The 14,108-nt window shown below is 65.3% G+C and carries 13 protein-coding genes; 8 read left to right on the top strand and 5 right to left on the bottom strand.

Annotated elements, in window-relative coordinates; translation table 11 throughout:
* The first annotated feature begins 341 nt into the window (after positions 1–341).
* The 3 genes from ACIPUD_RS24495 to ACIPUD_RS24505 are packed head-to-tail and all read left to right on the top strand — an operon-like array spanning position 342 to position 3,141.
* Positions 342–1,391, top strand: coding sequence for an aromatic ring-hydroxylating dioxygenase subunit alpha (locus ACIPUD_RS24495; RefSeq protein WP_026232861.1), 1,050 nt, complete (start codon positions 342–344; stop codon positions 1,389–1,391).
* A 6-nt stretch (positions 1,392–1,397) separates the two neighbouring features.
* Positions 1,398–2,150, top strand: a complete 753-nt coding sequence (locus tag ACIPUD_RS24500) for a GntR family transcriptional regulator (RefSeq protein ID WP_204513794.1) — start codon at positions 1,398–1,400, stop codon at positions 2,148–2,150.
* Positions 2,151–2,160: 10 nt separating this feature from the next.
* Positions 2,161–3,141, top strand: a complete 981-nt coding sequence (locus tag ACIPUD_RS24505; RefSeq protein WP_204513795.1) for a PDR/VanB family oxidoreductase — start codon at positions 2,161–2,163, stop codon at positions 3,139–3,141.
* Positions 3,142–3,286: 145 nt separating this feature from the next.
* Here ACIPUD_RS24505 and ACIPUD_RS24510 read toward each other — a convergent pair whose 3' ends face one another.
* Together ACIPUD_RS24510 and ACIPUD_RS24515 are read right to left on the bottom strand one after the other, a co-directional pair.
* Positions 3,287–5,248, bottom strand: coding sequence for a putative bifunctional diguanylate cyclase/phosphodiesterase (locus ACIPUD_RS24510; protein WP_446481709.1), 1,962 nt, complete (start codon positions 5,246–5,248; stop codon positions 3,287–3,289).
* Positions 5,249–5,592: 344 nt separating this feature from the next.
* Positions 5,593–5,958 carry a nuclear transport factor 2 family protein gene (locus tag ACIPUD_RS24515; RefSeq protein ID WP_018455021.1) on the bottom strand — a complete coding sequence of 122 codons (366 nt, stop codon included), beginning with the start codon at positions 5,956–5,958 and terminating at the stop codon, positions 5,593–5,595.
* 100 nt (positions 5,959–6,058) lie between these two features.
* Here ACIPUD_RS24515 and ACIPUD_RS24520 point away from each other — a divergent pair, with 100 nt between their 5' ends.
* The 3 genes from ACIPUD_RS24520 to hemC are packed head-to-tail and all read left to right on the top strand — an operon-like array spanning position 6,059 to position 9,332.
* Positions 6,059–6,649: a TetR/AcrR family transcriptional regulator gene (locus ACIPUD_RS24520; protein ID WP_446481710.1), complete on the top strand. Its 591-nt coding sequence runs from the start codon at positions 6,059–6,061 to the stop codon at positions 6,647–6,649.
* A 51-nt stretch (positions 6,650–6,700) separates the two neighbouring features.
* Positions 6,701–8,326 carry a GMC family oxidoreductase gene (locus ACIPUD_RS24525; protein ID WP_446481711.1) on the top strand — a complete coding sequence of 542 codons (1,626 nt, stop codon included), beginning with the start codon at positions 6,701–6,703 and terminating at the stop codon, positions 8,324–8,326.
* Between the two features lie 25 nt (positions 8,327–8,351).
* The gene (gene hemC / locus ACIPUD_RS24530) at positions 8,352–9,332 is read left to right on the top strand and encodes a hydroxymethylbilane synthase (protein WP_446481712.1); all 981 of its coding nucleotides are present in this window, start codon (positions 8,352–8,354) and stop codon (positions 9,330–9,332) included.
* A gap of 203 nt (positions 9,333–9,535) precedes the next feature.
* Here the strand turns inward: hemC and hemE are convergent, their stop codons facing one another.
* Positions 9,536–10,570, bottom strand: coding sequence for a uroporphyrinogen decarboxylase (hemE, locus tag ACIPUD_RS24535; protein ID WP_446481713.1), 1,035 nt, complete (start codon positions 10,568–10,570; stop codon positions 9,536–9,538).
* A gap of 110 nt (positions 10,571–10,680) precedes the next feature.
* On the opposite strand from hemE, the gene ACIPUD_RS24540 reads away from it, so the two are divergent.
* Together ACIPUD_RS24540 and ACIPUD_RS24545 are read left to right on the top strand one after the other, a co-directional pair.
* On the top strand, positions 10,681–10,896 hold the full coding sequence (locus ACIPUD_RS24540) for a hypothetical protein (RefSeq protein WP_007595236.1): 216 nt from the start codon (positions 10,681–10,683) through the stop codon (positions 10,894–10,896).
* 171 nt (positions 10,897–11,067) lie between these two features.
* Positions 11,068–12,972 carry a sensor domain-containing diguanylate cyclase gene (locus ACIPUD_RS24545; RefSeq protein WP_446481714.1) on the top strand — a complete coding sequence of 635 codons (1,905 nt, stop codon included), beginning with the start codon at positions 11,068–11,070 and terminating at the stop codon, positions 12,970–12,972.
* A gap of 2 nt (positions 12,973–12,974) precedes the next feature.
* Here ACIPUD_RS24545 and ACIPUD_RS24550 read toward each other — a convergent pair whose 3' ends face one another.
* Both ACIPUD_RS24550 and trhO read right to left on the bottom strand, forming a co-directional pair.
* On the bottom strand, positions 12,975–13,193 hold the full coding sequence (locus tag ACIPUD_RS24550) for a SlyX family protein (protein WP_007606917.1): 219 nt from the start codon (positions 13,191–13,193) through the stop codon (positions 12,975–12,977).
* A complete protein-coding gene (gene trhO, locus ACIPUD_RS24555) occupies positions 13,183–13,950 on the bottom strand; it encodes an oxygen-dependent tRNA uridine(34) hydroxylase TrhO (protein WP_446481715.1) in 768 nt (255 codons plus the stop codon). Before trhO ends, ACIPUD_RS24550 begins: the two co-directional genes overlap by 11 nt.
* Between the last annotated feature and the right edge of the window lie 158 nt (positions 13,951–14,108).

Raw genomic sequence — 14,108 nt, forward strand, 5'->3', positions numbered from 1 at the left:
CCCTCCTCTTGTGGAGGTTCGTTTGGGGGGGGGGGGGGCCCCCCCCCCCCCCCCCCCCCCCCCCCCCCCCGGGGGGGGGGGGGGGGGGGGGAGACTCGCCGCATCAACAGGTGTCATCACCCGCGAAAGCGGGTGATCCAGTACGCCGTGGCGCCAGTTGAGTAAACCAACAACCGCCGCGGAGTACTGGATTCCCCGCTTTCGCGGGGAATGACAGCGGAACAGATTTGTATACACGATGCGAGATAAAGGTATTATAATACGCTCCCATCCGCCCTTGAACGATTCCATTCCTCCGCTATTGTATACATAACGTATCCACAAGCCTTGGGAGTGAACCGGTGACAAAACCCTTCCCGATGAACGCCTGGTATGCCGCCGCCTGGGACGCCGATGTGAAGCCGGCACTGCTGCCGCGGACGATCTGCGGCAAGCATGTCGTGATGTACCGCAAGGCCGATGGTTCGGTGGCTGCGCTGGAGGATGCCTGCTGGCACCGCCTGGTGCCGCTGTCCAAGGGTAGGCTCGAAGGCGACACCGTCGTCTGCGGCTATCACGGACTGAAGTACAACGCGCAAGGGCGCTGCACCTTCATGCCCTCGCAAGAGACCATCAACCCGTCGGCCTGCGTGCGCGCCTATCCGGTGGTCGAGCGTCATCGCTACATCTGGCTCTGGATGGGCGATCCCGCGCTGGCGGATCCTGCGCTGGTGCCCGACCTGCACTGGAATCACGACCCCGCCTGGGCCGGCGACGGCAAGACCATCCACGTCAATTGCGACTATCGCCTCGTGCTCGACAACCTCATGGACCTCACCCACGAGACGTTCGTGCACGGCTCTTCCATCGGCAACGAGGCGGTCGCGGAGGCGCCGTTCGACGTCACCCATGGCGAAAAGACGGTCACGGTGACGCGCTGGATGCGCGGCATCGAGGCGCCGCCGTTCTGGGCGAAACAACTCGGCAAGTCCGGCCTCGTCGACCGCTGGCAGATCATCCGTTTCGAAGCGCCCTGCACCATTGCCATCGACGTCGGCGTGGCCCCGACCGGCACCGGCGCGCCGGAAGGCGACCGCTCGCAGGGCGTCAACGGCTTCGTGCTCAACACCATCACGCCCGAGACCGAGAAGACCTGCCACTATTTCTGGGCCTTCGTGCGCAATTATCAGCTCGGTGAGCAGCGCATCACCACCGAGATCCGGGACGGCGTCTCCGGCATTTTCCACGAGGACGAGCTGATCCTCGAGGCGCAGCAGCGCGCGATGGACGAGAACCCGGATCGCATCTTCTACAATCTCAACATCGACGCCGGCGCGATGTGGACGCGCAAGCTGATCGACAAGATGGTGGCAAAGGAAAATCCGCCGCAGCATCTTCAGGCCGCGGAGTAAGCCGACATGGCCGAGCGCGAGGTCGACCGCTCCGTCTCGCAGACCGTGAAGGCGCAGCTCGCGCTGCGCGACCAGCTCCTGTCGGGCTCGTTGCGCCCGGGCGAGCGCATCTCCGAGCTCCAGGCGGTGGAGACCACCGGCGCCTCGCGCACCCCGGTGCGCATGGCGCTGGTGCGGCTGGAGGAGGAGGGCCTCTTGGAGGCGATTCCCTCCGGCGGCTTCATGGTGAAGGCGTTCTCCGAGCGCGACATCTCTGATTCCATCGAGCTGCGCGGAACGCTCGAAGGGCTCGCCGCGCGCTTTGCCGCCGAGCGCGGCGTCTCCGCGCGCGAGCTCGAGCCGCTGAAGGAGTGCCTCGCCGCGATCGACGAGTTGTTGCGCCAGGTCCCGATCTCGGTGGATGCGTTCTCGTCCTATGTCACTTTGAACGCGCGCTTCCACGCCCTGCTCACCGAATTGTCGCGAAGCCCGCCGCTGATCCGGCAGATCGACCGCGCCTCGTCGCTGCCGTTTGCGTCCCCGAGCGGTTTCGTGATGGCGCAGTCGGCGCTGCCCGAGGCACAGCAAATCCTGATCATCGGGCAGGAGCACCACCGCGTCGTGATCGACGCCATCGAGAACCGCGAAGGCGCCCGCGCCGAAGCGGTCATGCGCGAGCATGCGCGGCTCGCGGTGCGCAATTTGCGGCTCGCACTGCGCAACCGGACCCATCTCGACCTCTTGCCGGCGCTCGCGCTGATCAGGTCCGCAACCGATTGAGGGGAGTGCCATGCGCTTCATCGAAACCTGGATTCCGGCGACGCTCGTCTCGATGCGCGATCTCGCACCCGGCATCCGCGAATTCCTGATCCGGCCCGACCAGTTCGACGGCACGGCCTATCCGGTCGGCAGCCACATCAATATCAGCGTTACCATCGACGGGCAGCCCGAGACGCGGTCCTATTCGCTGGTCGGGGAAGCCTCGTCCCAGGGTCTAAGGATCGCCGTGCGCCGCGCCCAGGACTCGCGTGGCGGCTCGCGCTATATGTGGTCGTTACGGCCGGGCGCGCGGCTCGACATCACGACGCCCGCCTCGCTGCTCGCCGTCGATTGGGCACGCCAAAACTACTGCCTGATCGCCGGCGGCATCGGCATCACCCCGATCCTCGGTGCCGCGCAGGCGCTGGCCCGGCGCGGCACCGATGTCACGCTGCATTACGCGGTGCGCTCGCGCACCGAGGCCGCCTATCTCGACGATCTCGCCGCAACGCTGGGTGATCGCCTGGTCGTTCACGCCAGCGATGAGGGCAAGCGGCTCGATCTCGACGCCCTGTTCGCCTCGGTGCCCAAAGACACGCTGGCGCTGTTCTGCGGCCCGATGCGGATGCTGGATGCCGCGCGCCACGCCTGGATCGGCGCCGGCCATCCGCTTCCCGATCTCCGCTACGAGACGTTCGGTTCGAGCGGCACGCTGCCGACCGAGACATTTCGCGTGCGCCTGAAGGGCTCCGATGTCGAGCTGGAGATCCCGCGCGAGCGCTCGATGCTTGATGTCCTCAACGCCAGCGGCCACGACGTGATGTACGACTGCAAGCGCGGCGAATGCGGCCTCTGCGCCATCGACGTGGTCGCCATCGACGGCGAGATCGACCATCGCGACGTCTTCTTCAGCGACCATCAGAAGCAAAGCAACCAGAAGATCTGCGCCTGCGTTTCGCGCGCGCGGGGCACCATCACGGTGGACACGCTGCTGCGGGCGGATCCGGTCTGAGGTGAGGTCGTCATGCCCGGGCTTGTCCCGCCTGCGCGGTCGGAGCCGCTTCGGCGAGGCGAAGGCCCGGGCATCCACGTTCTTCGTGCGATGTCGTAGGTGTGGATGGACAGGCCCGGCCGTGACGCCGTGAATGCTTTGGTGGCTACGCCGCGTAGGTCGCCCGCAACTTCTTCGGATCAAGCAGCGCCAGAACGCCATCCGCCGACACCGGCCGGCTGATGAGATAACCCTGCACCTCGTCGCAACCGATCTGGCGCAGATATTCGAGCTGGTCGGCGGTCTCGACGCCTTCGGCGACCACGCCGATGCGCAGGTCGCGCGCGAGCCCAATCACCGATTTCACGATCGCGGCGCAGTCGGGCTGCACCAGCATGTCGCGGATGAAGGACTGGTCGATCTTGATGCGGCTGAACGGCAGCTTGCGCAGGTAAGTCAGCGAGGAGAAGCCGGTGCCGAAATCGTCGAGCGCCACGGTGACGCCGAGCTCCAGCAGCGCGTTCAGGACCGACGCGGCCGAGGCGTATTTCGACAGCAGCATCGATTCCGTGATCTCGATCTCGAGCCGGTGCGGGGCGATCTTCGTGTCCGCGAGCGCCTGCACGATGATCTGGAGGAGGCCGTTGTTGTGAAACTGCGCGGCTGAGAAATTTACAGCGACCCTGATCTCTTCGGGCCACTCGGCAACCGTCGCGCAGGCGCGGCGGACGACCCATTCGCCGATCTCGTGGATCAAGCCGGTTTGCTCGGCGATTGGTATGAATTCGCTCGGCGGCACCAGTCCGCGCTGGGGATGCTGCCAGCGCAGCAGCGCCTCGAAGCCGGTGATGCGGTTGCCGCCGAGGTCGAGGAACGGCTGGAACACCAGGAACAGCTCGTCCCTGGCGATGGCGCCTTCCAGATCCGATTGCAGCGCTTTGCGGTCGCGTGACGAGCGGTCGTCGGCTTCCTCGAAGAAACACACCGTGCCGGGTCCGGCCTTCTTGGCGCGGTAGAGCGCGGTGTCGGCGTTCTTCATGATGTCGAGTTGCGTGCTGCCGTCGCGCGGCGCCAGCACGATGCCGACGCTGGTCGCGCCGACGATCTGGCGACCCTCGATCTGGAACGGTTCGTCGAAGGCCGCGACGAAGCGCTCGGCGATCTCGAGCGCATCCTCCGGGCGCGCCCGATTGGCCATCACCAGCGCGAACTCGTCGCCGCCGATGCGTGCGACATGCTCGGCCGCGCGGGTGCAGCGTTGCAGGCGGCTCGCGATCTGGACCAGAAACTCGTCGCCGGCGGGATGGCCGAACTTGTCGTTGACCTCCTTGAAACGATCGAGATCGAGCAGAAGCACCGCGAATTCCTCGCCGGACAGAGCGAGCCGCTTCAAGGCTGCATCGAGCGTTTCGTTGAACGCGACGCGATTGGGCAGATGGGTCAGCGAGTCCTGCCGCACCGTACGCTCGGCCTCGATCTGCCGCATCACGCGCCGTGCGAACGCGATCGAATTGACGAACACGCTGCGCAGCAGCACTGATCCGTAGACGACCACCAGGAAAGCGATCAGCAGAAACGCCGGATCGCCATTCCTGCCGAGGCAGATCGCGATGCCAGCGAAGATCGGGGCCGTGAATGCGATCGCGGCGATCGGGATGGTGGCGAAGGCCAGCGCGCCCCCCGCCAGCATCCCCGAGCAAAGGCAGGTGATGACGAGCTGCCCGCCCGTTGAGGCATTGACGAAGAATGCGACCGGAACGGTGCCCCAGGCGGCGCCGAGGATGAAAGCATTGCGCACCAGCCGATGCATGGCCCGGCGCGAGACGAATTGCGGTTTGGTGATGCGGCGCGCGGCATGGGATTGCAGGCCGAACGCGATCGCGGCGCCCGCCACGATGGCGGCCCAGATCAAGGCCAGCTTCAAGTCCGGCGAATGCCACAGCGCGACGACGAGTACCCCGGCGTTGCAGGCATTGGCCAGCATGATGCCGACCGAATAGCCGAGCACCAGCGACATCTGTTCGGCGCGGATATGGCCGGCGACGGCTTCGTCGGTTACGGGACCGCCAAAGGCCGACAGATCGCCGGCGAACAGCCGCGCGAAATAGCTGGTCGTTTGAGTCCGCATTCCAGAGCCTAGCAGCATGGGCCGCTTGTCCGGGCCCGGTCAGGAGAATTCGCTGCAAACCTTTGACGAACTATGAATTATCCAAACTTGCGACGATTGCTCTGACCACTTCTGCGTGTTCGCGATATTGTATCGATAACAAATCGATACAAATGCGGCGCCTCGCGTTACGGCTGTGACGGGAGGCTATGTTCGCTACCAATTCCGCTGTCATGCCCCTCCTTGTGCGCACTTGCACACTGGGGCGGGGCATCCAGTACGTCGCAGCCTATCAGATCATCACACCTGTCTCGGAGTACTGGATCGCCCGGTCAAGCCGGGCGATGACAGCTGTGCATTAGGCATCACCGCCCCAACTGCTTCGGATCGTAATAGAACCGTTCTTCGATCAACTGATCGCCCCGCCACGTCTGCCATGCGATCTCATCCAACGTTCGGATGATGCCTTCGGCATTGGTGAAGCTGAATCTCCAGCGCGTCGCGACATGATCGCCTTCGATCAGGCTCGGCCCGATGCGCACCGCCTTGACCTCTTTGAAGGCTGCCAGCACGCCGCGCTCCTTGGCGGCGAGCTTGTCGCGTCCGACCACGGGGTCGCCCTGGTTTTCATAGGTGGCGGCGTCCGGCGTGTAGTAGTCGAGGATCGCCCCGACGAAATCCCCGTCCTCCAATCGTTTGGCAAAAGCTTCGACGACATCACGGCTCGGCATGGTGCACCTCACGAATAAAACCGACTGTTGGTCGGTAAATACCGACCGACGGTCGAAAAGTCAACTAGCTGTCCTCGTCCATTTCGACTACAGCAGACCCATGGCGAAACAGGCGGAGCGGCGGGCTGCGACATCGGAGGCGATCCTGACGGCGGCGTGCCGCCTGTTCGGGACGCAAGGCTTTGTCGCGACGACGATGGACGAGATCGCCGAAGCCGCCAACGTCGCCAAGGGCGCGGTGTATCATCACTTCAAGACCAAGGAGGCGGTGTTCGAAGCGGTGTTCGACGAGGTCTCGCGCGACCTCGTCGCCGAAATCGACAGCACGGCCCGTGCCGAGAAGGACGTGCTTGCCGCGATGGTCGCCGGCACCCAGCATTATTTCGCCGCGACCGCGAAGGGCCCGACCGGCCAGATCATCCTGCGCGACGGCCCGGCCGTGCTCGGCTGGGAGCGCTGGCGCGAGATCGACGCCAAACATTTTGGCGGCAAGCTGCCGCGCGCGATTGCGGCAGCGATGGAGGCCGGCCTGATCGCGCGGCAGCCGGTCGAGCCGCTGGCCCGGCTGCTGCTCGGCGCGGTAACGGAGGCCGCCGTCGCCTGCGCCGGACGCGCCGATATCGCAAGGGCGGGTGCGGAATATGCCCGTGCGTTCAGGTCGCTGGTCGAGGCGCTGCGCGTGGCTGCATGATCGTGCTAAGTGATGATTGGAAACGCCCGTCAACAAAAAGAACAGTAGCGCATGAACGCAACTTCCTCCCTGACACCCTCCGACCCTGAATTCGACTACATCATCGTCGGTGCCGGCTCTGCCGGCTGTGTGCTCGCCAACCGGCTGTCGGCCAACGGCAAGCACAGCGTGCTGCTGCTCGAGGCAGGCCCGAAGGATTCCAACATCTGGATCCACGTGCCGCTCGGCTACGGCAAGCTGTTCAAGGAAAAGACCGTCAACTGGATGTACCAGACCGAACCGGAGCCTGAGCTGAAGGGCCGTCAGGTGTTCCAGCCGCGCGGCAAGACGCTGGGCGGATCGAGCTCGATCAACGGCCTGCTCTATGTCCGCGGTCAGCACGAGGATTACGACAGATGGCGTCAGCACGGCAACGCCGGCTGGGGCTATGACGACGTGCTGCCCTATTTCAAGAAGGCCGAAAACCAGTCGCGCGGCGCCGATCAATACCACGGCAGCGGCGGCCCGCTGCCGGTCTCCAACATGGTGGTGACCGACCCGCTGTCGAAGGCCTTCATCGATGCCGCGGTCGAGACCGGTCTGCCCTACAATCCTGATTTCAACGGCGCCACCCAGGAAGGCGTCGGCCTGTTCCAGACCACGACGCGCAACGGCCGCCGCGCCTCGACGGCGGTGGCCTATCTCGGCCCCGCCAAGGCCCGTCGCAATCTCAAGATCGAAACTGGCGCGCTTGGCCAGCGCGTGCTGTTCGAGGGCCGCCGCGCGATCGGCGTTGAATACCGTCAGGGCGCCACATTGCGCCGCGCCCGTGCGCGCAAGGAGATCGTGCTGTCGAGCGGCGCCTACAACTCGCCGCAGCTGCTCCAGCTCTCCGGCGTCGGACCCGCCGACCTCCTGCGCAGGCACGGCATCGACGTCGTGCTGGACGCGCCGGGCGTCGGGCACGATCTCCAGGACCACATGCAGGTCCGCATCGTGATGCGCTGCTCGCAGAAGATCACGCTGAACGACACCGTCAATCATCCGCTCCGCCGCACCATGGCTGGCGCGCGCTATGCGCTGTTCCGCAAAGGCTGGCTGACGATCGCGGCCGGCACGGCGGGCGCGTTCTTCAAGACCAGTCCGCGGCTGGCCTCGCCCGACATCCAGGTCCACTTCCTGCCGTTCTCGACCGACAAGATGGGCGAGAAGCTGCACGATTTCTCCGGCTTCACGGCGTCGGTGTGCCAGCTCCGTCCCGAAAGCCGCGGGTCCTTGCGCATCAAGAGCGCTGACCCGACAGTGCCGCCGGAGATCCGCATCAACTACATGTCGACTGAGACCGACCGCACCACCAACGTGGAAGGCCTGAAGATCCTGCGCAAGATATTGCATGCACCGGCGCTGAAGCCGTTCGTGGTCGACGAGTACGATCCCGGAGCGAAGGTGTCCACGGATGCCGAGCTGCTGGACTATTGCCGTGAGCGGGGCAGCACCATCTACCATCCGACCTCGACCTGTCGTATGGGCAATGATGCGCTCGCGGTGGTCGATCAGCGGCTGAAGGTGAGGGGCCTCGAAGGCCTCCGAATCGTCGACGGTTCGATCATGCCCGATCTCGTGTCGGGGAACACCAACGCGCCGATCATCATGATCGCCGAAAAGGCCTCCGACATGATATTGGAGGATGCGCGGTAAACTCGCGTCTTGAGAGGATTTGGGCTTGGCTACGCGATTCAAGATCGGCACACGCAAGAGCGCGATGGCGCTGGCACAGACGGAAGAGATCGCGCGCCGCCTGACCGCCGCCATGCCCGATCTCGACGTCGAGATCGTCAAGTTCGACACCACGGGCGATCTCGACCAGACCAGCAAGCTGTTGCCCCATGGCGGCAAGGGCGGTGCCTTCGTGGCGCAGATCCGCGCCGCGGTGCTGTCGGGCGAACTCCAGGCGGCGATGCATTCGCTGAAGGACATGCCCGGCAACGAAGACACGCCCGGCCTCGTGATCGGCGCCACGCTCTCGCGCGATCCTCCCAACGACGCGCTGGTGCTGCGTGACGGCGTGACGCTGGAGGCGTTGCGCCAATCTCGTGGCAAGGGTTTCAAGATCGGCACCAACGCCGTCCGCCGCGCCGCCTATGCGCGGCGCTTGTTTCCGGACGTCGAGATCATCCACTTCCGCGGCGCCGCGGACACGCGCGTGCGAAAACTCGACAATGGCGAGAAGCAGCGCCTGCCGGATGGCGGCGCGGTGGGGCCTGCGGATGCGCTCATCATGGCGCGGTCCGGCCTCGACCGCGTCGGCCTTTCACAGCGCATCGCCTACGAGTTTACCGCAGCCGAGATGCTGCCGGCAGCGGGGCAGGGCATCGTCGCCGTCGAATGCGCCGCGCAGGACTGGCAGACGCGTCGCATCCTCGCATCGATCGATGATCCCGCTGCCCACGCCTGCGCCGATGCAGAGCGCGAGGTGCTGTGGGTGCTGAACGGCCATTGCAATTCGCCGGTGGCGGGCTTTTCGACCATTGCGGGTGATCAGATGTCGCTCACCGCGTCCGTGCTCGATCTCTCCGGCAACACCATCATCGAAGCCTTGCGTTCGGGCCCCGCCAATCGCCCACGCGAACTCGGCCGTGCGGTGGGACTGGATCTGCTGGCCAAGGGCGCCGCGGAGATCATCGAGCGCAGCCGGCCGCGCTAAGTCGGCCGCGAGGCGGGCATCGGTGGGATGATGGCATCATGCGCCTGTTTTGCCCGACGGGTCAAATGTTGGCGCGATCCGATGCGATGACGGCGCACCTGATTTCCGTCCGCCCTAAGTCATTGATCGGGCGTGGCCTCTCTACTGTGCATGGGGTTGTTTTCGCGTTTTTTTGTTTTTCCGCTCCCCAGGCGCAAAATAAATCAGCCCCGAACCCGCTTCAGCATCTGCTCGACATGGGCGATCGGCGTCTCCGGCTGGATGCCGTGGCCGAGATTGAAGATGAACCGCCCTTGCGCGAAATTCGCCAGCGTGTCGTCGACCGCGCGGTCGAGCGCGGCGCCGCCTGTGATCAGCACCAGTGGATCGAGATTGCCCTGAACCGCAACCTTGCTCTGCACGCGCTCGCGGATGAAGGCCGGCTCCGCGGTCCAGTCGATGCTGACGGCGTTGACGCCGGTCGCCTCGACGAACCCGGGCAGTTGCGCACCGGCACCGCGCGGAAAGCCGATGATCTTGGCGTCCGGCACCTTGGCGCGCACGCCTTCGACGATGCGCCGGGTCGGCTCGGCCGACCAGCGCGCGAACTCGGAGGGTGGCAGCACGCCGGCCCAGGTGTCGAAGATCTGCAAGGCGTTGGCGCCGGCCGCAAGCTGCGCCAGCAGATATTCGATCGAGTTCTCGACCAGCACGTCGATGATCTCGGCGAACGCCTCCGGATGCCGGTAGGCCATCATCCGCGCCGGGGCCTGGTCGGGCGTACCCTGGCCGGCGACCATGTAGGTCGCCACCGTCCACGGAGCGCCGCAGAAGCCGATCAGCGCGATCTTGGGATCGAGCGCGCTGCGCACGATCTTGAGGGCCTCGAACACCGGCGCGAGCTTGCCGAAATCGGCGTGCTTCGCCAGTGTTGCGACCTTGGCGGGATCATCGAGCGGTTCGAGCCGCGGACCCTCGCCGACCTCGAAGCGCACGGAACGTCCGAGCGCATAGGGGATCACCAGGATGTCGGAGAAGATGATCGCCGCATCGAAGCCGAACCTCCGGATCGGTTGCAGCGTCACCTCGGCGGCAAGCTCCGGGTTGAAGCAGAGATCGAGAAAGCCGCCGGCCTTGGCGCGCACCTCGCGATATTCGGGCAAGTAACGGCCGGCCTGCCGCATCATCCAGACCGGCGGAACGACCTGCCGCGGGCCGGAGAGGACGTCGATGAACGGTTTTGTCGCAGACTGGGGCACGAACGGTCCTGAAGATGGTTAGGGCTCCTGATACACCGACGCGGCCCTGAGCGGAACAGGGGAACCAAGCGCAATTGGGCCGCGTTGACCAGCCAACGGAGGACGAGACCATGGCTGAGACATTCAACCCCGCGCCGCATGACAAGCACGCCGACGATCTGCACGAAGCGCTCGCCGCGGATCGCCACGCCAAGCTCGACGCCGGTCTGAAAGATACCTTCCCGGCGTCCGACCCCGTGAGCGCTGCCCAGCCGACGCCCTCGAAGGCCGATGCGGAGGCCGACAATCCCTCGCTCTGGGACAAGGTTAAGGCGATCTTCAGCTAAGGCGGAGAGCGCCGGATTCCGATAGGTTTGCTAATGTCTTGTTAGCGATGCGCTGATTCCGGCGTCCGTACGACTACGGAAAGCCGGGGACATCACTGCATATTTCTCCCGGTGTTTCAGAGTTCAATAACAGAAGCAGCAGAGTTTCCGGGCATCGGAGAATTCTGCTGCATGAGTGCTGTGACCCAAAGAGCCGGATGGAGCCGCCTGCCGCTGCGGGCGGCTGCGTTCGTCGCGCTGACCTGCGTGGCCATCCTCGGCGTCAGCGGCTGGCGGGAATGGGCGGCCCGCGACGCGGTGCTCAAGGGCGCCGAGGCAGAAATGGCGAACGTTGCGCGCTCGCTGACGCAACATGCCGAGGACAGCCTCGATCTCCTGGATTCAGGCGTCGTCGGCGTCGTCAGCCGGCTGGAGATGGACGGCAGTGAGCCGGCCACGATCGCCAAGCTCCGAAACCTGCTGGAGGCGCGAAAGAAGGCGATAGAGCGCATCCATAGCCTCGCCATCATCGACGAGCGCGGCAACTGGTTGACCTCGCCTGGCACGATCGGCTCGACGCTAAACGACGACGCGTTCTTCCGATATCACCAGCTCTCGCCGAAACGGGAGCCCCATGTCGGCCGTCCCGTGAAGAGCCTGCTCGACGGTGAGTGGGTCGTGACCCTGTCGCGCCGTTTCAACAAGCTCGACGGCAGCTTCGGCGGCGTGGTGCTCGCGACCATCAGCTCGGGATATCTCTCGCATTTCTACGAACAGTTCGAGATCGGCCGCAACAGCTCGGTGGCGCTGACGCACGGCGACGGGCTGATCATCGCGCGTAACCCCAGCAACGACAGGTTCGTCGGTCGCAGCGTTGCCGATACGCCGCTGTTCCGCGATACCGCCTTGCAGCGGCCGGGCGGCGCCTACCATTTCAAGTCGCCGCTCGACGGTGCCGACCGGGTCAGCTTCTTCAAGCGCTCCGGCCGTTATCCGCTGGTCCTGCTCGCCACCGTCGACAAGGCCGAATTGCTGGCGCCCTGGCGTGCTGCGGCGATCTCCCGCATGCTCTACGTGCTCGCGCTGGTCATGCTGATCGCGATCATCGGTGCGGTGCTGGTGCGGCAGCTGCAACGGGGCCAGAGTATGGCGGCCGCGCTGGTCGAGAAGGAAGCGCATTTCCGGCTGCTTGCCGAAGGCTCCAGTGACATGGTGACCCGTATCGGGCTCGACGAGCGGCTGCGCTATGTCTCGCCGTCATCGATTGGCGTCGTTGGCTGGCGCGCCAATCAACTGATCGGTACCCTCGCGCTGGCCGGCATTCACCCGGACGACCGGCCGCAGGTCCAGGCCCTCGTCGACGCCATGAAGCGCGGCGATGCGGAGGAGGCGCGGGTCACCTATCGCAATGTGCACCGGCAGAACTCGGAAGTCTGGCTCGAATCGACCATGCGGGTGACCCGCAAGGAGAATGGCCGCGTCGACGGCGTGGTCGCGATCTCGCGCGACATCACCGAGCAGAAGAAGCTCGAGACCCGGCTCGAAACGCTCGCGATCGAAGACAGCCTCACCGGGCTTGCCAATCGCCGCCGCTTCGATGAACGACTAAAGGAGGAGTGGGCGCGTGCCTATCGCGAGCGCTCCAGCCTCTCTTTGCTGATGATCGACGTCGACCACTTCAAGTCTTACAACGACGAATACGGACATCCCGCGGGCGATGCCTGCCTCCGGCAGGTGGCGCAGATCATCGCCGCCGAGATGCATCGTTCCGGCGATCTGGCGGCGCGTTACGGCGGGGAGGAGTTCGCCATGCTGTTGCCGAACACCGACGCTGCGGGCTGCGCCCTGATCGGCGACCGGATTCGCCGGGCGATCCGCGATGCGGGCCTCGTCCACACCAGCAACCATGCGGCAGGCTGCGTCACTGCTTCGCTCGGCGGGGCTGCCTGCCGGCCGGCGCTGGAGCGCACGGCCGGCGTCACCTCGCTGGTCGAGGCCGCCGACCAGGCTCTCTATGCCGCCAAGGATGCCGGGCGCAACCGGCTGATGATGCCGGGCGAGGTGAGCAACCTCCTGCTCAAGGCGTCCGGTCAGTAACCTCAATAATGCGGGGGGCGCTCATTGGCGGCTCCCGGCGCATTCGCCTCGGCCTCCTGCAGCCGCTCCCCGAGTTCTGCGATCCTTCGCGTCAGCGCGTCGATCTGCTTCCACTGCGCGGTGATGGTCTGGTTCAGCGTCTCGATCGCGTCGTCCTGATAGGCGAGGCGCGTCTCCAGCGTGTCGATGCGCTCGCCGAGCGTCTTGATTTCATTCGTCACGTGCCGCGTCCTTATTTCGTTCGGGCGAGCCAAGTTGCTGCAAACCATGGCCGAGCGCGACGCGCTCGTCGAACACGAAGCATTCGCCGCGCCAGCGGCTCTCGGCCTCCGGCACCTCTTCCAGATATTTGAGAATTCCGCCCTTGAGGTGATAGACCTCGGCAAAGCCGCGCGCGAGCAGGTGTGCGCTCGCCTTCTCGCAGCGGATGCCGCCGGTGCAGAACATCGCGATTCTGCGGTGTCTGGCGGGATCGAGCTGCTCGGCCGCAAAATCTTTGAACTGGCCAAAGCTCCTGATGCCGGGGTCGAGCGCGCCCTCGAACGTCCCCATCGCCACCTCGAAGGCGTTCCTGGTGTCGAGCACCAGCGTATCCGGCGCTTCGATGAGCGCGTTCCATTCGGCCGCATCGACATAGGTGCCGACCTGCCGCGTCGGGTCGGCGCTTTCGTCGCCGAGCGTGACGATCTCCTTCTTCAACCGCACCTTGAGCCGGCCGAATGGCATCGTCTCGGCGGTCGAGAACTTCAATTCGAGATTGTTCAACCTGCCGCCGAACATGTCGCCGTGAGCGAGCTCTTGGGTAAGCGCGTCGATCGCCTCGCCCGCGCCCGCGACCGTGCCGTTGATGCCCTCCTGCGCGAGCAGCACGCTGCCCTTTAGCTCCAGGCCGGCGCAGAACGCGCGCAGCGGCTCGCGCAGCTCGCGGTAATCGGGCAGGGCGGCGAATTGGTAGAAGGCGGCGACCTTGTAAATCATGGCGCCCGTTTAGCAGGCGGGGCTCGCCCGGAAAACCCGCATCGAGCAGCTCTATTCCCGGCGGATGGCAGCCATTTCCCTGGCATGCCAGCATTGCCCCGGCCGGCCGGAATGTGTCATGTAGGCCCGGTTTTTCCGAGATGGCGCGCCATCCGCAC

The organism is Bradyrhizobium sp. CAR08, from assembly GCF_052871955.1.